A 19299-nucleotide genomic window follows, 5' to 3' on the forward strand; every position below is an offset into this window, starting at 1 on the left:
GGCCGGGGTATGAGCGGTTCTCAAACAGGAAGCAGGCAAGAGGCACTTCATGCGCAGAGTCGTTGTAACCGGTCTTGGATTGGTCACTCCTTTGGCCAGCGGGGTCGAGGAAACCTGGTCGCGGCTGCTGGACGGAGAATCCGGCGCGGGACCGATCACTCAGTTCGATGCTGAAGCAAGCGGGGTCACGACGACCTATGCCTGCGAAGTTCCGCGTGGCGACGGAACCAACGGGACGTTCAATCCTGATGATTGGCTTCCGCCGAAAGAACAGCGCAAGATCGAAGACTTTATTCTGTATTCGATCGCCGCGGCCGAAATGGCCTGCAAGGATGCTGACTGGCTTCCAGAGGACGAAGAGGCGCTCTTGCGCACAGGTGTTTTGATTGGTTCCGGCATTGGCGGGCTTGGGTCCATCGCGGAAACTGCAAACCTGATCCGCGACAAGGGTCCGCGCCGAGTTTCGCCATTCTTTATTCCTGGCGCTCTGATCAACCTGGCCTCGGGGCAGGTGTCGATCCGTCACGGATTTAAAGGCCCGAACCATTCGGTTGTGACCGCGTGTTCAACTGGCGCTCACGCGATTGGCGATGCCAGCCGCATTATTCGTGCTGGTGACGCAGACGTAATGGTCGCCGGCGGCGGCGAAGGGTGCATCTGTGAAATCGGTATTGCAGGTTTCAACGCATGCAAGGCTCTGTCGACCAAGTACGCTGACGATCCAAAGAAGGCCAGCCGTCCATATGACGTTGACCGCGATGGGTTCGTTATGGGTGAAGGGGCGGGAATCGTTATTCTTGAAGAATACGAACACGCCAAAGCGCGTGGAGCGAAAATCTACGCCGAAGTTTTGGGCTACGGTATGTCAGGCGACGCCTACCACATCACCGCTCCGTCCGAAGATGGCGATGGTGCCGAGCGCTCGATGAAAGCAGCTCTTCGTAGCGCCGGGCTTGAGCCGAAGGATTTGGATTATATCAACGCCCACGGCACCTCGACCATGGCGGATACGATCGAATTGGGCGCGGTGGAACGCCTCTTGGGTGATCATGCAAGCAATGCGACCATGACCTCGACCAAGTCTGCCACGGGCCATCTGCTGGGCGCGGCAGGCGCGATCGAGGCGATCTTCTCGATCCTTGCGATCCGCGATCAAGTGGCGCCGCCGACAATTAACCTGGATAACCCTGCAGTTGAGACACCGATTGATCTGGCACCTAATGCCAAGCGTGAGCGTGAGATCAACGTTGCGCTGTCGAACTCGTTCGGGTTTGGCGGAACCAACGCCAGTGTGATCTTCGGAAAGGTCAGCTAAATGTGGCGGGCCCTGGCTTCGAACGCGCTGACCATTCTGGTGGTCGGCCTGTTCCTGATGGGCGGTCTAATTCTGTGGGGGCAGTCGCAATATAAATCCGCAGGCCCCCTGGAAACCGCAATTTGTCTGCAGGTGAAGGGTGGGTCTAACATGACTCGCGTCAGCCAGCAGCTTGAGGATGAGGGCGCCATCAGCAACGCCATGATCTTTCGCATGGCGGCGGACTACACTGATAAGGCGCAAAAGCTCAAGGCAGGTAGTTTTCTGGTCCGCGAAGGCGCGTCGATGGAACAGATCATCGACGAGATTACAAGCAGCGGTGCCAGCACGTGCGGATCTGAGATCGAGTATCGTATTGGTGTAACTCGGGTTCAGACCCGAGTGCGGGAACTGGACCCGAGTACACTCGAATTCGTTGAGATCGCCAGCTTTGAAGCCAGTGAAGAGGAAGCGCCAGCTGAGTATGCTGAAAAGCGTCAGGACGCTGACACACGGTATCGCGTGTCTGTCGCCGAAGGCGTGACTTCGTGGCAGGTTGTCGAAGCGCTCAAAGCCATCGACGCCTTGGCCGGCGATGTAACAGAAATCCCGGCCGAGGGCATGCTAGCGCCTGACAGTTATGATGTGGCGCTGGGGAGCGATCGCGGTGCAGTTCTGCAAAGCATGCAGGATAAACAGCAGTTGCGGATCAATGCTGTCTGGGAGAGCAGACAGGGCGACCTACCTATCAGCAACCCCGAAGAAATGCTGATCCTTGCATCGATCATCGAAAAGGAAACTGGTGTTCCACACGAACGTGGCCAGGTGGCCAGCGTTTTTGTCAACCGGCTTGAGCGCGGCATGAAGCTGCAAACTGACCCGACAGTAATCTACGGTGTAACCAAGGGGCAGGGTGTGCTTGGACGGGGTTTGCGCCGAAGTGAGCTTCGCCGGGCAACGCCTTGGAACACCTATGTGATTGACGGTCTTCCGCCCACTCCAATCGCCAACCCTGGTTTGGCAAGCCTTGAGGCTGCTGTCGCCCCAGAAAACACCGACTACGTCTTCTTTGTGGCGGATGGAACAGGCGGTCATGCTTTCGCCGAGACTCTTGAGGAGCACAATCGCAACGTCGCCAAATGGCGAGAGATTGAGGCCGAGAGGAATAGCTCGGGCAACTAGTTTGAGGGCCGCGTCGAAAGCGCGGCCCTTTCTATTAGGTGCTTAAGCAGCAGGGCGTTGGCGTGAACGGCGACGCTTGGAGGACGAAGGCTTCGACGACTTATTCGCACCTTGCGGCCTACGTCCCTGAAACCCTCCGCGCTTGCGTGGTTTCTTGGGTTCGGCGAACTCAGGCATCGTACCACTGGCGACCGGTATTTCGATCTTCATCAGACGTTGAATTTGGCGCAGTTGATCCAGCTCGTCAGGGGCACAGAAGGCAATGCCCTCACCCTCACGACCGGCGCGCGCTGTCCGACCAATCCGATGCACGTAGTTGTCTGGAACTTCCGGCAGGTCGTAGTTGATCACGTAAGCAACACCGGGAATGTCAATTCCTCGAGCAGCCACGTCGGTCGCGACCAATACATTGACCTCTCCGGCCCGAAACGCCTTGATCGCTCGGTCACGTTGTCCTTGGCTTTTGTTGCCGTGGATCGAGGCCGCATTGAAACCATCCGCCACGAGGCCTTTCATCAGTTTCTCAGCTCCGTGTTTTGTGCGGGCGAAAACCAGCGTAAGGGCTCCCATATCCGCAGACAGAATTTCTCGCAGTTTTTGCGGTTTTTCCGGGCGGCTGAGAAAATGTACGGATTGTGTGATCTTGTCTGCCGCTTTGCCAGGAGGCGAGACCTGAACCCGTTGGGGGTTTGTTAGATAGGACTGGCTCAATTCCTCCATCTGTTTCGGCATAGTGGCCGAGAACAGCATGGTTTGGCGTGGTGTGCCCAAAGCGGGGGCAATTTTGCGCAGAGCATGGATAAAACCCATATCGAGCATCTGGTCAGCCTCATCCAGAACCAGATGACGGACAGAGCTGAGGTCAACTGCGCCGCGCTCCATCAGGTCGATCAGGCGACCGGGGGTTGCGACCAGAATATCCGTGCCACGAGACAGGAAAGAAATCTGTTTGCCGATCGATTGACCTCCTACCACAGTAGCAACGCGCAACTTGGTTTTTTTTGTCAGGTTGCGGAGGCTATCAGCGATCTGGTTAACCAACTCACGGGTGGGGGCAAGGATCAATGCCTTCACGGTTTTAGGGGCTGGTTTGCCCGGCTGGGCGAGCAGGTGGTCAATCAACGGCAAGCCAAAAGCAAGTGTTTTACCGGTGCCGGTTTGCGCAAGGCCCAATATGTCGTGACCTTCCAGAGCCAGCGGGATGGCTTTGTTTTGAATTGGGGTCGGTTGAGTGAAGTTTGCGTTTTTAAGCGCATCGTTAAGAGCTGGGGCTAGACCCAGCATGTCGAAGTCGAACAAATAATTATCCTTTGCAGCCCAAAGGCAAAGGCCCACGGACGTGTCGAGACTGGCCGCATTCCAGCGACCGGCAGGGGTTGTGCGAGACCTCAGGATACTCAGGCCAATCCTGAGACATCCGGTCATCGCGTCAAGAACCCTGCGTGAAGGGGAACTAGGAGATATGTATTGGCGCTGGTAGGGGCAGCACGGCCCACTTTTGCTCACGCGTCAGCGCTGTGATTGGGGGCACATGATCGTTGCGCAGCGAAATGTCAAGGTTTGAACGCTAGGCTGAAGTTCAAGTCGCCCAAGTGTTGCGCGGAATTCCAAGGTCGCGACTTTAAAGCCACGATTAGGAGAAGCGATGCCGGCTGCTCGTACACAGGGTCTTACCGTGCGCTGAGTGTTGCGTCGCCGTTGCGTGAAATCTTGACATAATGCACGATTACCCGTATAAGTTGTGCCATGCTAGAGGAAGTGGGCAACGGCCCCGGGGAAACCCGGTGGCCGTTTTTCGTTTCTCTCGTGCGGAGAAAACTCACGCATGAGGTCACAGGCAAACATGACTTTGATTACCCCGGAAGAGCGGATGTCCCAAACTGCGGAACTTTTGCAGTCGCTTGAGACATCCATTCGCGGTCTGCGCCAAGCAGCGGAAGAACTGCGCAGTCAGATTGATGCCGGGGAGGATGCAGATCTTGCTGGAGCCAGCAAACAACTCGGGCAGTTAGAGGGGCTGATCCGAAGTTGCCAAAAAGTGGAGACAAGCTTTGTCGAACAACATCACAGACAAGCCGGAATCGCCCAAGGGGGCTATGCACTCGACCTTGAGGGCGCTCGATTTGAAATCGGGTGCAGGTTGGCTCGCCTCCGCAGATGCTGCGGTTCAGGAAAGATTTCTGAGTGATATCGGGGAGGGAGGGCTGTGCGCCCTCCCTTTTCTTTTCGAGTTTTGGGCGTTCCCACACCAGCTGCCGCCTGAGGGCGAGTGGCGATCATGGGTGATCATGGGCGGGCGCGGTGCTGGAAAGACACGCGCCGGTTCTGAGTGGGTTCGGTCGATGGTTGAAGGACCAAAACCACTTGATAACGGAAAAGCGTGCCGCGTGGCGCTGGTGGGCGAGACCTTTGACCAAGTACGTGATGTGATGATCTTTGGGGATAGCGGGATATTGCAGTGCTCTCCTCCGGATCGGCGGCCGAGTTGGAAGGCCTCTGAGCGCAAGTTGATCTGGCCTAACGGTGCCGAAGCTCAGGCGTTCTCAGCGCACGATCCCGAAGGATTGCGGGGGCCGCAATTCGATGCGGCTTGGGTGGATGAACTGGCTAAATGGAAAAAGGCTGGTGAGACTTGGGACATGTTGCAATTTGCACTGCGCCTAGGAGATCAACCTCGGGTCTGCGCCACGACAACACCTCGGAACGTTAAGGTTTTGAAGGACTTGCTGGCGTCACCGTCGACCGTCACGACCCATGCCCCAACCGAGGCGAACCGGGCTAACTTAGCAGAGTCTTTTTTGCTGGAAGTTCGTGCTCGCTATGCGAATACACGACTAGGGCGACAGGAATTGGACGGTGTTTTGCTTTCAGATGCCGAAGGGGCGCTTTGGACGGCCTCGATATTAGATGCCGCGCGGGTCGAGTGTGCACCTGAATTGGATCGGGTTGTGGTCGCTTTGGACCCAGCAGTCACGTCTGGGTCTGAGGCTGACGCCTGTGGTATCGTGGTCGTTGGAGCGCAATTGCAAGGACCGCCCGAGGATTGGCGGGCTTGTGTATTGGCGGATCGCACGATTCAGGGCGCTAGCCCGTCAGGTTGGGCACGCGCCGCGGTAGAAGCAATGGATGAGTTCAAGGCGGAGCGGTTGGTTGCCGAGGTTAACCAAGGTGGTCAACTTGTTGAAGAAGTCGTCCGGCAAATCGATCCTTTGGTTCCGTTCCGAGCGGTGCGGGCCTCACGCGGAAAAATAGCCCGTGCAGAACCAGCAGCTGCCTTGTACGAACAAGGTAGGGTGTCACACGTCAAAGGATTAAACGCGTTGGAGGAGGAAATGTGCCAGATGACCTCTCGCGGTTACGAAGGGCAGGGTTCGCCAGACCGCGTGGACTCTTTGGTTTGGGCATTACATGATCTGATCATTGCACCTGCGGCGCATTTCCGGCGGCCAAGGATGCGGATGCTATGAAGCGATCTGCAAATCACTGGTTCTGGTTGACTGCATGGCGTTTTAGATAAAAGTATGCCGAATATGAAATCTATGAACATAAGACAAAAATTTCGCCTTATCTCTGATAGGTACTGGGGTCGTGCTTCTGACGCAGAGGTGATGAAACCCGTTCTAAACCCATGTTTCCCGCGTTCAGGGCATAGGTTTTTACGTAACTTGTGCAGTAGTTACTTTCAGGATTCCATGCGGTTCGCGAGCGTGTACAATCACGATGGCGAGGCCCTTGAACGGGCAAACTATATAAAAGATCATGACTTTGAATGTGCCGCCAATGACCTTCCTGCTCAGCTCGAGGAAGGGAAGGTATATCTGGTTCAATACAGGCATCCCTTGGAGAGCATAGCCTCATATTTTGAGTTTGCTGTTCGACATGGAAATGACGAAAACACCGAAGAAATATGGAACGCCTTCTTTCTGGGCAACCTGGCTTACTGGAAACGGTTTGTTGATAAGTGGTGCCTGGATGAAGCCGTACGAGACCACCCTTCGATAAAGTGGGTGGCTTACAAGGATCTGTACGATAATCCACGTCAAACCCTGTCTGACATAATCGAGTTCGTCTCGACGGACGGCCATGTTGTGGATCAGGAGAGGTTAGAAGCTTCGATTCAGGAGAACACTCAAGGGTTTGCTCGGTATGTCGAGCAGGAAAACAAAGGAGAACGGGAAATCAAAAGAGCCCGTAATATCCGCGATTTCCAGTATTTTAGTGAGATGTTTGAGAAAACTGAAAAAGAGATGACCGAAAAGTACCTGGTGCCTCTGAAGCTGGACCCTTTGTTTAGCTGAACAGGTAAGGCGCAAACGGTATGTCGCTTAGTACTAGCCGAATTGTTCATTCCTGACGCACTACTTCTGACAGGCTTGGATGGGCGCCCACTGGGGCGCCCTTTCTTATTGGACGTGTTGCTTAAGCTCCGAACGCCCAGTTCCCAAGGTTTAAACTTCTTTCCTCCATAACTCTTTTCAACAAGCCGGACAGAGCGGCGAAAGAAAGGAGCATCTGAACATGGTATTCGATTTCTTACGTCGTGGAGCGGCTGAAGAAGCGCCCGAAGCAAAGGCAAGTGCAGCGGGAAAAGTTGTGGCCTGGCAAACAGATGGACGCGTTGCCTGGAGCCCTCGTGATGCCGTGTCTCTGACGCGTACCGGGTTTTCCGGTAATCCGGTGGGGTTTCGTTCGGTCAAGCTGATTGCTGAGGCCGCAGCTGCGTTGCCACTGGTTTTGCAGAACCGTGAACACCGCTACGACGTGCACCCAATTCTAACCCTGATGCGCCGCCCGAATGCTGCCCAGGGACGGGCAGAGTTAATGGAGGCTGTCTTTGGTCAGCTTCTTTTGTCAGGCAATGCTTACATCGAAGCGGTGCAGGCCGAAGATGGGTTGCCTGTTGAACTTCATGTTTTGCGTTCGGACCGGATGAGTGTCGTGCCGGGGGCAGATGGTTGGCCTAAGGCGTATGATTATACAGCCGGCGGTAAGACGCATCGTTTCCCGGCGCATGCCATTTGCCACATCAAGTCTTTCCACCCACAAGACGACCATTACGGTTTTTCGCCAATGCAAGCTGCAGCCATGGCGATTGATGTGCACAACAGCGCGTCTCGGTGGTCAAAATCACTGTTGGATAATGCCGCGCGGCCTTCTGGCGCGTTGGTTTGGAAAGGCGGCGATGGCCACGGTGTGATGGCAGAGGATCAGTTCCGCCGGCTGTCCGACGAGATTGAGCAGAACTATCGTGGCGCGCGGAACGCCGGGCGACCGATGGTTCTGGAAGGGGGGCTGGATTGGAAGCCGATGGGCTTCTCGCCCTCGGATATGGAGTTTCAAAAGACCAAGGAAGCCGCTGCCCGCGAGATCGCGTTGGCCTTTGGAGTCCCGCCGATGCTGCTGGGGATCCAAGGGGACGCGACCTATTCGAACTATCAAGAGGCCAACCGGGCGTTCTATCGCCTGACCGTGCTGCCTCTGGTGACGCGGGTGGCGGCGGCGGTGTCAGAGTGGCTCTCAGGTTACTCCGGCGAAGATTTGATGCTGAAGCCCGACCTGGATCAGGTGCCCGCGTTGGCGACCGAAAGGGATGCGCAATGGACGCGGGTCAGCCGTGCCGAATTCCTAACGGATGCTGAGAAGAGGTCTCTTTTAGGACTTCCGGCACTAGCGGAGGACACGGATGGCTGAGGGGTATCAGCCGTTCGACTGTGCGCCAGGCTTGCGTCTGGCCGCGCATGAGAGAGTGGCCGAGATCCAGCACGCGCATCTGTGCCAAAGGCTGGATCAGATCGAAGAGATGATGGGGCGGTTGGAGCGCCGGCTGTGGCTAACGGTCTACGGCGTCGCGGCAGTGATACTGGCGCAGGCTTTCCAGTCTTTCCTTGCGGCAACGCCGTGAAGTCAGAGTCTTACGAGGAGATGTTCATGGATTTGGAGCACAAGTTCGCACGGTTTGGTGATGGTCTGACTGTGTCCGAAGATGCGGTGATCGAAGGCTACGCCAGTCTGTTCGGCCAGGTGGATCAGGGTAGCGACGTGGTGCAGAGAGGCGCTTACGGTGCGTCACTGGACGCTCTGGCGAAATCAGGACAGCGGGTCAAAATGTTGTGGCAGCACGACCCGGCGCAACCCATTGGCGTTTGGGACGAAGTGCGAGAAGACGACAAGGGGCTTTGGGTCAAAGGCCGTTTGTTGGAAAGCACGCAAAAAGGCCACGAGGCAGCCGAGTTGGTCCGAGCCGGAGCGATGGACGGTTTGTCGATTGGATACCGCACAAAGCGGGCTTTAAATAACGAAAAGGGCCAACGAGTCCTCACCGAACTGGAGCTGTGGGAAGTGTCTCTAGTGACATTCCCTATGCTGCCTAGTGCGCGAGTGGCGGCAAAAGGGACATCCCCGTACGCCGAAGACACTTTGCGCAGAATCGCCGAGGTGTTTGACCACGCCCGGCGGGAGCTGGCGCGACCCTAGCGCGCCTCAAACTCACCCAAGAAATGGAAGTGCTGATGAGCAAGACCGAGAACCTGGCCTTGACCGGAAAGGGTGCGCCCCTGGTTCAGGAGGTGAAGCAGGCGATGGCTGGCTTCGTAAATGAATTCAGAGGCCTGAAGTCCGAAGTTAAGACCAAACTCCAACACACAGAAGAGCGACTGAATATGCTGGATCGTAAATCAACTATCGCGGCGCGCCCGCATCTTGCGGCATCGATTGAAGACGGTGCTCCACACCAAAAAGCCTTTGATGCCTATGTGCGATCGGGCGACGATGATGGCCTCCGAGGTTTGGAGATGGAGGCCAAGTCGCTTTCGAGTGCGGTCAACAGCGATGGTGGTTTTCTTGTTGACCCTCAGACTGCTGAAATCATCAAGTCGGTGTTGAAGTCTACCGCGTCGATCCGTTCGATCGCGTCGGTAGTCAACGTCGAAGCAAACTCGTTCGATGTATTGATCGACCACACCGATGTCGGCGCGGGTTGGGCCGATGAGGCCTCGGCCGCTACAGAGACCGCGACCCCCTCGATTGACCGTATTTCCATTGCTCTGCATGAGCTGAGTGCACTTCCCAAAGCTTCTCAGCGTTTGTTGGATGACAGCGCTTTTGACGTCGAAGGTTGGCTGGCTGGTCGTATCGCGGACAAGTTCGCTCGGGCTGAAGCGGCGGCGTTCATTTCGGGGGACGGAGCTGACAAGCCGAAAGGCATTCTTGACCATGCCAAAGTCGACAACGATGTTTGGGCGTGGGGCAACATCGGTTACGTTCCGACTGGCGTTGATGGCGGTGTTGATGCCGATGCAATTGTCGATGTGGTCTATGCGCTGGGCGCGCAGTACCGGGTGAACGGCACCTTCGTGATGAATTCGAAAACCGCAGGTGTGATCCGCAAGCTAAAAGACAGCGACGGCCGCTTCCTATGGTCGGACGGGTTGGCGGCAGGGGAACCTGCGCGACTGATGGGCTATCCTGTCCTCATCGCTGAGGACATGCCCGACGCGGCGTCTGACAGTTTCTCGATTGCTTTCGGTGACTTCCAGGCCGGTTACACCATCGCTGAGCGACCAGATCTACGCGTCCTCCGCGACCCGTTCAGCGCCAAGCCGCATGTCCTATTCTATGCGACCAAGCGCGTCGGCGGCGATGTCAGCGACTTTGCTGCGATCAAGCTAGTGAAATTCGGCACTGCATAAGCGGTGGCGAAACCGGGGGGCTGGGCAACCAGCCCTTCGGGTGGCGGGCCCGTGTCGGGGTGAGATCCCCTGCGTTGTCTAGCTGCTCCCCTCCGTCCGAGCAACGTGGGGCGACGCGTGCCTGCCAATTTCTTGAAGTGACGACCCCGGAGGGGGCCGAGATTGCGGAGTAAATGGATGATGTTGATCGAAGAAACCGCCATCGCGGATGCGGCGCTGCCGGTGGACGAGTTCAAGGCGCACCTCAGGCTTGGCACAGGCTTTGCCGAGGACAATGTGCAGGACGAGGTGTTGAAGGGCTTTTTGCGGGCCGCGATAGCGGCGATCGAAGCACGCACGGGCAAAGCCCTTATTGAACGTGGTTTTTCGTGGAGGTTGAATGGGTGGCGCAGCCAAGAGGCTGAGGTTCTCCCAGTGGCGCCAGTAACGTCGATTGATGCCGTAACCTTGACCAACGCACAAGGCAACGACCAGGAAATGGCGGCCAGTGTGTACCGCTTAGAGCGTGACAGTCAGCGTCCCAGATTACGCACCACGGGCTCAAAGCTGCCGGCAATTGTTACGGGCGGGTCGGTTGAAATCGCCTTTACAGCTGGGATGGCGCCTGATTGGGAAGGCCTACCTGCAGACCTAGGGCAAGCGGTACTGCTCTTGGCAGCGCATTACTACGAATACCGCGATGAAACGTCCCTAGGCGCTGGGTGTATGCCTTTCGGTGTGACGAGCCTGATCCAGCGTTACCGCGCAGTGCGCTTTGGAGCGGGGGGGGTACTATGAAATCACCACGGTTGAACCGAAAGCTCGTGCTCGAAGCGCCAGTTCGCATCGCTGATGGAGCCGGTGGGTATACCGAGACCTGGCAATCTCTTGGAGCGGTCTGGGCCGAAGTTACGGCACGCAGTGGGTCTGAGCGCCAGGTGGCCGGAGTGCCCGTATCGCGTGTCGGATATCGCATTGTGGTGCGCGGTGCGCCCGAAGGATCGGCCTCACGCCCGTCGCCGGAACAGCGCTTTACGGAAGGTTCTAGGCGCTTTGTCATCCGCGCGGTCGCCGAGCGCGACCCTCGTGGTCAATACCTTACCTGCTTTGCAGACGAAGAGGTGGCGGCATGAGTTATGGCATTTCAGCCCATTTGCAGGCGGCGGTGTACCAACAGCTTGCGACTAACGCACAGGTCCAAACTCTTGCCGGTGGAGCGGTTTACGACGCAGTTCCCAGCGGATCATTGCCTCAGACCTACGTGACACTCGGCCCGGAAGAGGTGCGGGACGCTTCGGATCAAACCGGAGCCGGTGCAATGCATCGTTTCACGGTGTCCATAATGTCAGAGGCTGCGGGTTTTGGTGCTGCGAAGACACTTGCAGGGGCCGTATGCGACGCGCTGGAAGGTGCCGCACTGTCACTGAACCGAGGCCGCCTTGTCGGGCTGTGGTTCGAACGCGCCTCCGCCCGGCGGACGGGAACAGGGGGCGCAATCCGCCAGATCGACCTGAGATTCCGCGCCCGCGTGGAAGACGACTAAGCAATCAACGGAGAGAGCATATGGCTGCCCAGAACGGAAAAGACCTGTTGGTCAAAGTGGACATGAACGGCTCGGGCCTGTTCGAAACCATCGCAGGCTTGCGAGCCACGCGGATTAGCTTCAACGCAGAAAGTGTTGATGTCACCAGTCTTGAGAGCCAAGGCGGATGGCGTGAACTGCTATCTGGTGCAGGGGTCAAATCAGCCGCGATCTCGGGCTCGGGCGTATTCAAGGATGCGGATACAGATGAGCGGGCGCGCCAGTTGTTCTTTGACGGAGAAACGCCGAGCTTTCAGGTGATCATCCCTGATTTCGGAATTGTTGAAGGGGCCTTTCAGGTTTCCAGCATCGAATATGCGGGCTCTCACAACGGCGAGGCCACATACGAAATGAGCATGGCAAGCGCTGGTGCTCTGGCCTTCACGGCTCTGTAATCCAATGGCCAATCCGTGGACGGGCGAGGTGGCTTTGACCATCGATGGGGAGCAACGAGTGCTCAAGCTGACGCTGGGTGCTTTGGCGGAATTGGAACAAGAACTGGGCACTGGTTCATTGGTTGAGTTGGTGCAGCGGTTTGAAAGCGGGACGTTTTCCAGCGGTGATGTGCTTGCGCTGATCGTAGCGGGATTGCGCGGAGGTGGGGCCGATGCAAACCGTTCTGACCTGTTTAAGGCCGAGATCCAGGGTGGTCCGTTGGCCGGCGCACGTGCAGCGGCTGAGCTTTTGGCGCGGGCTTTCATGGTACCAGAGCCGTCATGAGCGGGTTTGACTGGTCCGCGTTGATGAGAGCCGGGTTTGTCGGCCTTCGCCTAACGCCCGATCAGTTCTGGCAACTGACCCCGGCCGAGTTTCGACTGATGCTTGGGCAGGGTGCCAGCATGCCAGCAATGAATCGGGCGGGGCTGGCTGCCCTACTTGCGACTTACCCCGATAAAAAACAAGGAGAGCGAGATGACCAATCGTGACGGGTTGGACGACCTGCAGGAAAGGGGCGAGGCGCTGGGCGACTCGCTGGGGGATGCTGCGTCAATGGCTGCTGCATTCGATAACCAGATGAAACGTATCAGTGCAGCTTTTGAAGAGACCGGCAAGGATGTCGCCACTTTGGAGCGGGGAATGTCCGGCGGATTGCGCAAGGCCTTTGACGGTGTTGTTCTGGACGGGATGAACTTGTCTAACGCTCTTGACGTGTTGAAGAACTCGATGATCCGCACGGCCTATTCTGCGGCTATCAGGCCGGTGACGGAACACTTCGGCGGAATGTTGGCCAACGGGGTAGGTAGTTTGGTGCAGGGGATTTTGCCCTTTGCAGATGAAGGCAGCTTTTCGCAAGGCCGCGTGATGCCATTTGCAAATGGAGGAGTTGTAAGCGGTCCGACGACTTTCCCCATGCGCGGTGGCACCGGCTTGATGGGCGAAGCGGGTCCAGAAGCTATCATGCCATTGGCGCGTGGCTCAGACGGCAAACTTGGTGTTCGGACATCCGGAGGCGGTCGTGCAGTGAACGTGGTCATGAACATTTCTACGCCCGACGTACAGGGGTTTCGCCGTAGCCAGGGACAGATAGCAGCACAGATGAGCCGCGCTTTGGGGCGCGGCAATCGCAACGGCTAATACGAGGCGCAGAAAATGAATTTCCATGAGGTTAGATTTCCGGCCAGCCTAAGCTTTGGTTCGGTCGGCGGTCCTGAGCGGCGCACGGATATTGTAACGCTTGCGAACGGGTTTGAAGAACGCAACACGCCGTGGGCACATTCAAGGCGGCGCTACGATGCAGGGCTGGGGATGCGGTCTCTGGACGATATCGAAACCTTGATTTCGTTTTTCGAGGCAAGACAAGGCCAAATGTATGGGTTCCGCTGGAAGGACTGGTCGGATTACAAGTCGGGCGCTGCGACCGCAGATGCAGACAAGGGCGATCAGGTCATTGCCCGCGGTGACGGCACACAAACCACCTTTCAACTGGTCAAGACATACAGCTCGGGCGGGTTTAGCTACGTTCGGCCAATCGTAAAACCGGTGCTTGGGACGGTTAAGATGGGCCTTGAGCAGGACGAAGTGCGTGAGGGCGTCGATTTTGAAGTGGATGTAACCCGAGGGGTGGTGACCTTCTCAGATCCTCCGCCCGAACAGGTTGAGGTTACCGCAGGTTTTGAATTCGACGTTCCGGTTCGGTTCGACACGAACGTTATCCAAACAAGTGTGGCCAGTTTTCAGGCGGGTGACGTTCCCAACGTTCCTGTGGTGGAGGTGCGCGTCTGATGGGAGGGGATAAATCGGGTTTACGGGCGCACTTGGAAAGCGGTTTGACGACAACATGCCGATGCTGGGCAATCAAACGTTCAGACGGGCAGGTTTACGGTTTTACAGATCATGATTTGGATCTTCAGTTTGAGGGCGTGGACTTTAAAGCAAGCACAGGTTTGACAGCGTCAGCGATCGAGCAAGCGACAGGACTGTCTATCGACAACTCTGAGGCGATGGGTGCCCTTTCAAATGCGGCTGTCACAGATGAAGATATTGAGGCAGGCCGGTTTGACGGTGCCGAGGTTCGTGCCTGGCTGGTGAATTGGGCTGCGCCCGAACAACGTGCACTACAGTTCAGGGGCTCAATCGGAGAACTGCGCCGCGCGGGAGGTGCCTTTCACGCAGAGTTGCGTGGCCTGACCGACCTTCTGAACCGTCCGTTGGGTAGAATTTACCAAAAGCCGTGTACAGCCGTTTTGGGCGATAGAAACTGCAAGTTTAACCTACAGTCCCCTGGCTATTGGGCCACCGCGGAAATCGTAAACCTGACCGGGAACAGTGCTCTGCAGCTTAAGGGGGCAGAAGCGCACGATACCGCTTGGTTCGAGCGGGGAAGGTTGGATGTCGTATCTGGCCGCGCAGCAGGGCTCTGGGCGGCGATTAAACAAGATCAGCAGCTGGAGCTAGGGCGCAATGTAACTTTGTGGTCAACAATCAGGGGAGGCTTGGCTGTTGGGGATCGGGTTAGGCTGACGGCTGGCTGCAATAAAACGATGAGCGTTTGCCGAAAGAAGTTCAATAACATGCTGAACTTTCAGGGTTTCCCGGATTTACCGGGCGAAGACTGGGTTATGGCTGTGCCCAAGCAAGGAAATCCAAATACAGGGGGCAGCCGGAGATGAAGGTAAGCCGCCAAAGCATTGTAGAAGAGGCTCGCAGTTGGATGGGTACCCCCTACGTCCATCAAGCTTCGGTGAAGGGCGCCGGTACTGATTGTCTGGGGCTATTGCGCGGCGTCTGGCGTGCTCAACTGGGTCACGAACCTGAACCTGTCCCAAGCTACAGTATGGATTGGTCCGAACCCCAGGGCGAAGAACGTATGTGGGCTGCGGCCCGGCGTCACTTGATCGAAAAAAATCCAGGTTGCCTAAAGTGCGCGGATGTTTTGCTGTTTCGGATGCGTGATGGGCGGGTCGCAAAACATGTTGGCATCGTCAGTCAGGATGGCGACCTTCCCCGGTTTATTCACGCGTATTCAGGATACGGCGTGGTCGAAAACTCACTGAGTGAGCCTTGGCGTCGAAGAATTGTCGCCTGTTTTGAATTTCCGTTGGAGAAAAAGTAAATGGCTACGATTGTTCTTTCGGCGGCAGGTGCTGCGATTGGCGGGGCCGTTGGCGGCACAGTTGCTGGGCTGTCTACGGCTGTTATCGGGCGCGCGATTGGCGCAACATTGGGACGAGTCATCGATCAACGACTAATGAGCCAATCCGTAATGGGCGGCGGAAGTGAAGTTGTTGAGACCGGACGACTGGATCGATTTCGTCTTACGGAGTCCGGAGAAGGAGCTGCAATCGCAACAATCTTTGGGCGGATGCGCGTCGGAGGTCAGGTTATTTGGGCCTCGGGTTTTTTGGAAACCCAAAGTACGAGTACGACGACACAATCAGGCGGTGGTGGGGGCAAGGGCTCCTCCAGATCGCCCGAAGTTACGACAACGACGCACAGCTATAGCTACTCGATTTCGTTGGCCATTGCTGTCGGAGCGGGCCGCATCTCTGACGTTTCGCGTATCTGGGCGGACGGAGAAGAACTAGAGCGCGCTGGGCTCAACATGCGCATCTACCGCGGTACAGAAGGCCAACTGCCGGACCCGTTGATCGAAGCCATCGAAGGAGCCGGTAATGTTCCAGCCTATCGTGGAACAGCTTATGTCGTGATTGAAAACTTGCAACTGGCGCCTTTCGGGAACCGGGTGCCACAGTTCTCATTTGAAGTTGTTCGTCAGGAACAACCTGAGCTTCCAGACACAAAAAACTCGGTTTCCCAAACTGTGCGCGGCGTGGCCCTCATGCCGGGTACGGGCGAATATGCACTGGCCAGCGAACAGGTAAACTATACCAAAGGGCCGGGGCAGAGTTGGGCCGCTAATGTGAACTCGGCCTCTGGTCTTCCCGATTTGGTGACCTCGACGCGTGCATTGCAAACAGAATTGCCAGCGTGTGATGCCGCTTCGCTTATCGTTTCGTGGTTCGGGAATGACCTGCGTTGTGGTGATTGCCAAATTCAGCCGAAGGTACTCCATAAGGAATTAGAAGGCGAAAATATGCCGTGGCATGTGGCCGGGGTCGATCGCGCGAACGCTGAAGTGGTCCGCCACGATAATGAGCGCCCTGTTTACGGAGCGACTCCGGCTGATGCTTCCGTTGTGCAAGCGATACAGCACCTGAAATCGACGGGAAAACGCGTGATGTTTTACCCGTTTATCCTAATGGATCAACTGCTGGGAAACGGTTTGCCCGATCCTTGGTCTGGTGCTGCTAACCAGCCGCAATTGCCTTGGCGAGGACGTATTACTCTGAGCGCCGCTCCGGGGCGTGAGGGATCGCCTGATCAAACTGCCGAGGCTGATAGCCAGGTGGCTTCATTCTTTGGGCATGCGCGGGCCAGCGACTTTGCAATCGCCGATGGAACGGTCATTTACAGCGGTCCACATGAATGGGGACTGCGGCGGTTCATTCTTCACTACGCTGTGCTTTGCAAAGCCGCTGGTGGTGTGGATTCATTCTGCATCAGTTCTGAAATGCGAGCGCTGACACAGATCCGCGGACTATCTGGATTTCCGGCCGTGTTACAGTTGCGCTCGCTTGCAGCGGAAGTGCGGGAAATTCTGGGCGCTGGAACAAAAATTGGATATGCAGCGGACTGGAGCGAGTACTTCGGCTACCAACCTAAAGATGGGAGCGGTGACCGCTTTTTTCATCTGGACCCTTTGTGGGCTGATGAGAATATCGACTTTGTTGGCATCGACAATTACATGCCCCTGTCAGACTGGCGGGATGGTGAAGACCATCTGGATGCCTTGGCCGGTGCGGATTCGATTTATGATCTCGACTATCTTCGCAGCAATATCGAAGGCGGTGAAGGTTATGATTGGTACTACGCGTCCCCGGAAGAAGCTGAGGCGCAGGTACGTACCCCAATAGCAGACGCCGACCACGGCGAAGCATGGATTTGGCGATACAAAGATTTGCGTAACTGGTGGTCAAAGCCACATCATGAACGCATAGGTGGTGTGCGGCAGAGTAACCGGACCAGTTGGGTTCCTGGTTCGAAACCAATTTGGTTTACGGAATTGGGTTGTGCTGCCATCAATAAAGGCACAAATCAGCCGAATAAGTTTTTGGACGCGAAGTCCTCGGAGTCCAAATTACCTAAGTACTCCAACGGATTGCGGGATGATTTTATTCAGACTCAATATCTGAAGGCGATGCTAGGGTATTGGTCTGACCCCAAGAAAAATCCGGTTTCGGACTTGTACCTAGCCCCAATGGTTGACCTGGCGAATGCTTATGTTTGGGCATGGGACGCACGCCCGTTTCCAACATTCCCCAACTTGCGCAGCCAATGGAGCGACGGTGAAAATTACGCGCGAGGCCACTGGTTGAACGGGCGGTCCGGGTCCCGGACGTTGTCTTCTGTCGTTACAGAGATTTGTCATGGCGCCGGTGTGACCGATATCGACGTAACACAGCTTAATGGAGTGGTACGCGGTTATGCCGTTGAGGATGTCTCCAGCGCTCGGGCCGCCTTGCAACCGCTTATGCTGAGTTATGGATTCGACGCAATCGAGCGAGAAGGTTTGCTTCTGTTTAGGATGCGGGATGGGCGCGGTGTCATTGAATTGGATTCCGAGAAACTTGTCGACAGTTCCGAAGTCGAAGGCCGCGTTGAATACCGTAGAGAAGCCGAGGCCGAGATGACCGGGCGCGTGCGCCTGCGCTTTGTGCAGTCGGATGCTAATCATGACATCGTTTCGGAAGAGGCCGTTCTGCCCGATACGCGGACGCACGCAGTGTCGGTTAACGAAATGCCCTTGTCCTTGACGCGCGCCGAGGGACGACAAACCGCCGAGCGTTGGTTGAGCGAAGCGCGGATATCTCGCGAAACGGCTCGGTTCGCTTTGCCTCCTTCACTTTTGCATGTCGGGGCGGGCGATGTTGTCACCTTGCCGGGAGAAGGAGGAGAGGCGCGCTATCGTATCGATCGATTGGAGCAAGCCGATATTCAATTGGCCGAAGCCGTTCGGATCGAGCCCGCTGTATACGCTCCGGCTGACCTGCCAGATGATGTTGTAACCCCTAAACAGTTTGTAGCCCCAGTACCGGTGCTGCCTGTGTTTATGGATCTGCCTTTAATCACTGGATCAGAAGTGCCGCACGCTCCGTATCTGGCGACATCCGCATCTCCTTGGCCAGGCAGTGTAGCTGTGTATTCAGCGGCCCGCGATGAAGACTATGCCTTGCAAGATGTGATTTCGGGACAAGCGGTCATCGGTTTCACCGAAACCCCGTTGAACCGTGCAAGCGCCGGTGTCTGGGACGAAGGCGCTGCGCTACCGGTTAACCTAATCGACGGGGTGCTGTCTTCTCGACCAAGGGAAGCTCTGCTGAACGGAGCAAATCTAGCCGCAATTGGCGATGGAACGCCCGGAAATTGGGAGGTTTTTCAGTTCGCGGAAGCAGCATTGCAAGAGACGGGAATTTATCACCTTTCCAGTCGGTTACGAGGTCAATTGGGTACTGATGCAAATATGCCTGATGTGTGGCCGCAAGGTTCGATGTTCGTGTTGCTCGATCAGCGTGTGTACCAAACGAACCTGTCGCGCGCGGAGCGACGCATTGCGAAACACTACCGCATCGGTCCTGGGGTGCGAGGATACGACGACCCTTCTTTTGTTCATCTGGTAGAAGCCTTTGAAGGGAATGGCCTGCGTCCTTACGCACCAGTTCATTTGAAGGCGACGCATTCTTCCGCTGGTGACCGGATATCGTGGATTCGTCGCACCCGGATAGACGGTGATGATTGGGCCGGATTGGACGTGCCTTTAGGGGAAGAAAGCGAGTCGTATCTTCTTCGAGTTTTTGCTGACGGCAGCCTTGTTCGTGAGCACGTATTGGCAGCGCAAGAATGGACTTATCCGACGTCGTTGAAAGCGTCCGATGGCGTGACTGACAGCTATCAAGTGCAGGTATCGCAAGTTTCGGCGAGCTATGGGCCGGGTTTGCCCGCAGCGTTAAGGGTCGGTTGAAAAATATGCGACCTGTCCTGCATGGAGATGTCTCGGCTGCGGCGCGCGCACTTTG

20 protein-coding genes are annotated in these 19299 nt (G+C 56.4%); 19 read left to right on the forward strand and 1 reads right to left on the reverse strand.

The features are described 5' to 3' along the window. The first annotated feature begins 49 nt into the window (after window positions 1-49). Together fabF and mltG are read left to right on the forward strand one after the other, a co-directional pair. Complete coding sequence (fabF, locus tag ACR0EO_RS01115) at window positions 50-1315, forward strand: beta-ketoacyl-ACP synthase II (protein ID WP_480686549.1); 1266 nt, start codon at window positions 50-52, stop codon at window positions 1313-1315. After that, window positions 1316-2476 carry an endolytic transglycosylase MltG gene (gene mltG, locus ACR0EO_RS01120; RefSeq protein WP_480686550.1) on the forward strand — a complete coding sequence of 387 codons (1161 nt, stop codon included), beginning with the start codon at window positions 1316-1318 and terminating at the stop codon, window positions 2474-2476. A 42-nt stretch (window positions 2477-2518) separates the two neighbouring features. Here the strand turns inward: mltG and ACR0EO_RS01125 are convergent, their stop codons facing one another. Continuing rightward, window positions 2519-3775: a DEAD/DEAH box helicase gene (locus ACR0EO_RS01125; RefSeq protein WP_480686551.1), complete on the reverse strand. Its 1257-nt coding sequence runs from the start codon at window positions 3773-3775 to the stop codon at window positions 2519-2521. Window positions 3776-4572: 797 nt separating this feature from the next. Here ACR0EO_RS01125 and ACR0EO_RS01130 point away from each other — a divergent pair. From ACR0EO_RS01130 to ACR0EO_RS01210, 17 genes are all read left to right on the forward strand, one after another. After that, the gene (locus ACR0EO_RS01130; RefSeq protein ID WP_480688210.1) at window positions 4573-5943 is read left to right on the forward strand and encodes a DNA-packaging protein; all 1371 of its coding nucleotides are present in this window, start codon (window positions 4573-4575) and stop codon (window positions 5941-5943) included. Window positions 5944-6168: 225 nt separating this feature from the next. Beyond that, window positions 6169-6774, forward strand: coding sequence for a sulfotransferase domain-containing protein (locus ACR0EO_RS01135; protein WP_480686552.1), 606 nt, complete (start codon window positions 6169-6171; stop codon window positions 6772-6774). A 220-nt stretch (window positions 6775-6994) separates the two neighbouring features. Next, window positions 6995-8167 (forward strand): phage portal protein, encoded by a 1173-nt coding sequence (locus ACR0EO_RS01140; RefSeq protein WP_480686553.1) that lies wholly within the window; start codon window positions 6995-6997, stop codon window positions 8165-8167. Continuing rightward, window positions 8160-8378 carry a GTA head formation protein, RCAP_rcc01685 family gene (locus ACR0EO_RS01145; RefSeq protein WP_480686554.1) on the forward strand — a complete coding sequence of 73 codons (219 nt, stop codon included), beginning with the start codon at window positions 8160-8162 and terminating at the stop codon, window positions 8376-8378. Before ACR0EO_RS01140 ends, ACR0EO_RS01145 begins: the two co-directional genes overlap by 8 nt. 26 nt (window positions 8379-8404) lie before the next feature. Next, window positions 8405-8950 carry an HK97 family phage prohead protease gene (locus ACR0EO_RS01150; RefSeq protein WP_480686555.1) on the forward strand — a complete coding sequence of 182 codons (546 nt, stop codon included), beginning with the start codon at window positions 8405-8407 and terminating at the stop codon, window positions 8948-8950. A 35-nt stretch (window positions 8951-8985) separates the two neighbouring features. After that, entirely contained in the window at window positions 8986-10164 is a 1179-nt protein-coding gene (locus ACR0EO_RS01155) for a phage major capsid protein (RefSeq protein WP_480686556.1), read from the forward strand. Window positions 10165-10341: 177 nt separating this feature from the next. Further along, window positions 10342-10941, forward strand: coding sequence for a head-tail connector protein (locus ACR0EO_RS01160; protein ID WP_480686557.1), 600 nt, complete (start codon window positions 10342-10344; stop codon window positions 10939-10941). Beyond that, window positions 10938-11276, forward strand: a complete 339-nt coding sequence (locus ACR0EO_RS01165; RefSeq protein ID WP_480686558.1) for a phage head closure protein — start codon at window positions 10938-10940, stop codon at window positions 11274-11276. Before ACR0EO_RS01160 ends, ACR0EO_RS01165 begins: the two co-directional genes overlap by 4 nt. Then, window positions 11273-11686: a DUF3168 domain-containing protein gene (locus tag ACR0EO_RS01170; protein ID WP_480686559.1), complete on the forward strand. Its 414-nt coding sequence runs from the start codon at window positions 11273-11275 to the stop codon at window positions 11684-11686. The genes ACR0EO_RS01165 and ACR0EO_RS01170 overlap by 4 nt, the downstream gene beginning before the upstream one ends. A 20-nt stretch (window positions 11687-11706) precedes the next feature. Next, window positions 11707-12120: a phage major tail protein, TP901-1 family gene (locus ACR0EO_RS01175; protein ID WP_480686560.1), complete on the forward strand. Its 414-nt coding sequence runs from the start codon at window positions 11707-11709 to the stop codon at window positions 12118-12120. A 4-nt stretch (window positions 12121-12124) separates the two neighbouring features. Beyond that, complete coding sequence (locus tag ACR0EO_RS01180) at window positions 12125-12445, forward strand: gene transfer agent family protein (RefSeq protein WP_480686561.1); 321 nt, start codon at window positions 12125-12127, stop codon at window positions 12443-12445. Next, window positions 12442-12651 carry a rcc01693 family protein gene (locus ACR0EO_RS01185; protein ID WP_480686562.1) on the forward strand — a complete coding sequence of 70 codons (210 nt, stop codon included), beginning with the start codon at window positions 12442-12444 and terminating at the stop codon, window positions 12649-12651. The genes ACR0EO_RS01180 and ACR0EO_RS01185 overlap by 4 nt, the downstream gene beginning before the upstream one ends. Further along, entirely contained in the window at window positions 12638-13300 is a 663-nt protein-coding gene (locus tag ACR0EO_RS01190) for a phage tail tape measure protein (protein WP_480686563.1), read from the forward strand. Before ACR0EO_RS01185 ends, ACR0EO_RS01190 begins: the two co-directional genes overlap by 14 nt. Before the next feature lie 15 nt (window positions 13301-13315). Next, the gene (locus tag ACR0EO_RS01195; protein WP_480686564.1) at window positions 13316-13948 is read left to right on the forward strand and encodes a phage distal tail protein, Rcc01695 family; all 633 of its coding nucleotides are present in this window, start codon (window positions 13316-13318) and stop codon (window positions 13946-13948) included. Further along, window positions 13948-14835 carry a DUF2163 domain-containing protein gene (locus tag ACR0EO_RS01200; RefSeq protein WP_480686565.1) on the forward strand — a complete coding sequence of 296 codons (888 nt, stop codon included), beginning with the start codon at window positions 13948-13950 and terminating at the stop codon, window positions 14833-14835. The genes ACR0EO_RS01195 and ACR0EO_RS01200 overlap by 1 nt, the downstream gene beginning before the upstream one ends. Next, a complete protein-coding gene (locus ACR0EO_RS01205) occupies window positions 14832-15278 on the forward strand; it encodes a C40 family peptidase (protein WP_480686566.1) in 447 nt (148 codons plus the stop codon). Before ACR0EO_RS01200 ends, ACR0EO_RS01205 begins: the two co-directional genes overlap by 4 nt. Then, a complete protein-coding gene (locus ACR0EO_RS01210; RefSeq protein ID WP_480686567.1) occupies window positions 15279-19244 on the forward strand; it encodes a baseplate multidomain protein megatron in 3966 nt (1321 codons plus the stop codon). It begins immediately after the preceding gene. Window positions 19245-19299: the final 55 nt, after the last annotated feature.

The organism is Ruegeria sp. BE9 (assembly GCF_056538765.1).

Excerpts from the sequence above, each read along its gene's own strand:
- fabF (WP_480686549.1), top strand. The coding sequence starts at position 50 with ATGCGCAGAGTCGTTGTAACCGGTCTTGGATTGGTCACTCCTTTGGCC.
- mltG (WP_480686550.1), top strand. The coding sequence starts at position 1,316 with ATGTGGCGGGCCCTGGCTTCGAACGCGCTGACCATTCTGGTGGTCGGC.
- ACR0EO_RS01130 (WP_480688210.1), top strand. The coding sequence starts at position 4,573 with ATGCACTCGACCTTGAGGGCGCTCGATTTGAAATCGGGTGCAGGTTGG.
- ACR0EO_RS01135 (WP_480686552.1), top strand. The coding sequence starts at position 6,169 with ATGCGGTTCGCGAGCGTGTACAATCACGATGGCGAGGCCCTTGAACGG.
- ACR0EO_RS01140 (WP_480686553.1), top strand. The coding sequence starts at position 6,995 with ATGGTATTCGATTTCTTACGTCGTGGAGCGGCTGAAGAAGCGCCCGAA.
- ACR0EO_RS01145 (WP_480686554.1), top strand. The coding sequence starts at position 8,160 with ATGGCTGAGGGGTATCAGCCGTTCGACTGTGCGCCAGGCTTGCGTCTG.
- ACR0EO_RS01150 (WP_480686555.1), top strand. The coding sequence starts at position 8,405 with ATGGATTTGGAGCACAAGTTCGCACGGTTTGGTGATGGTCTGACTGTG.
- ACR0EO_RS01155 (WP_480686556.1), top strand. The coding sequence starts at position 8,986 with ATGAGCAAGACCGAGAACCTGGCCTTGACCGGAAAGGGTGCGCCCCTG.
- ACR0EO_RS01160 (WP_480686557.1), top strand. The coding sequence starts at position 10,342 with ATGATGTTGATCGAAGAAACCGCCATCGCGGATGCGGCGCTGCCGGTG.
- ACR0EO_RS01165 (WP_480686558.1), top strand. The coding sequence starts at position 10,938 with ATGAAATCACCACGGTTGAACCGAAAGCTCGTGCTCGAAGCGCCAGTT.
- ACR0EO_RS01170 (WP_480686559.1), top strand. The coding sequence starts at position 11,273 with ATGAGTTATGGCATTTCAGCCCATTTGCAGGCGGCGGTGTACCAACAG.
- ACR0EO_RS01175 (WP_480686560.1), top strand. The coding sequence starts at position 11,707 with ATGGCTGCCCAGAACGGAAAAGACCTGTTGGTCAAAGTGGACATGAAC.
- ACR0EO_RS01180 (WP_480686561.1), top strand. The coding sequence starts at position 12,125 with ATGGCCAATCCGTGGACGGGCGAGGTGGCTTTGACCATCGATGGGGAG.
- ACR0EO_RS01185 (WP_480686562.1), top strand. The coding sequence starts at position 12,442 with ATGAGCGGGTTTGACTGGTCCGCGTTGATGAGAGCCGGGTTTGTCGGC.
- ACR0EO_RS01190 (WP_480686563.1), top strand. The coding sequence starts at position 12,638 with ATGACCAATCGTGACGGGTTGGACGACCTGCAGGAAAGGGGCGAGGCG.
- ACR0EO_RS01195 (WP_480686564.1), top strand. The coding sequence starts at position 13,316 with ATGAATTTCCATGAGGTTAGATTTCCGGCCAGCCTAAGCTTTGGTTCG.
- ACR0EO_RS01200 (WP_480686565.1), top strand. The coding sequence starts at position 13,948 with ATGGGAGGGGATAAATCGGGTTTACGGGCGCACTTGGAAAGCGGTTTG.
- ACR0EO_RS01205 (WP_480686566.1), top strand. The coding sequence starts at position 14,832 with ATGAAGGTAAGCCGCCAAAGCATTGTAGAAGAGGCTCGCAGTTGGATG.
- ACR0EO_RS01210 (WP_480686567.1), top strand. The coding sequence starts at position 15,279 with ATGGCTACGATTGTTCTTTCGGCGGCAGGTGCTGCGATTGGCGGGGCC.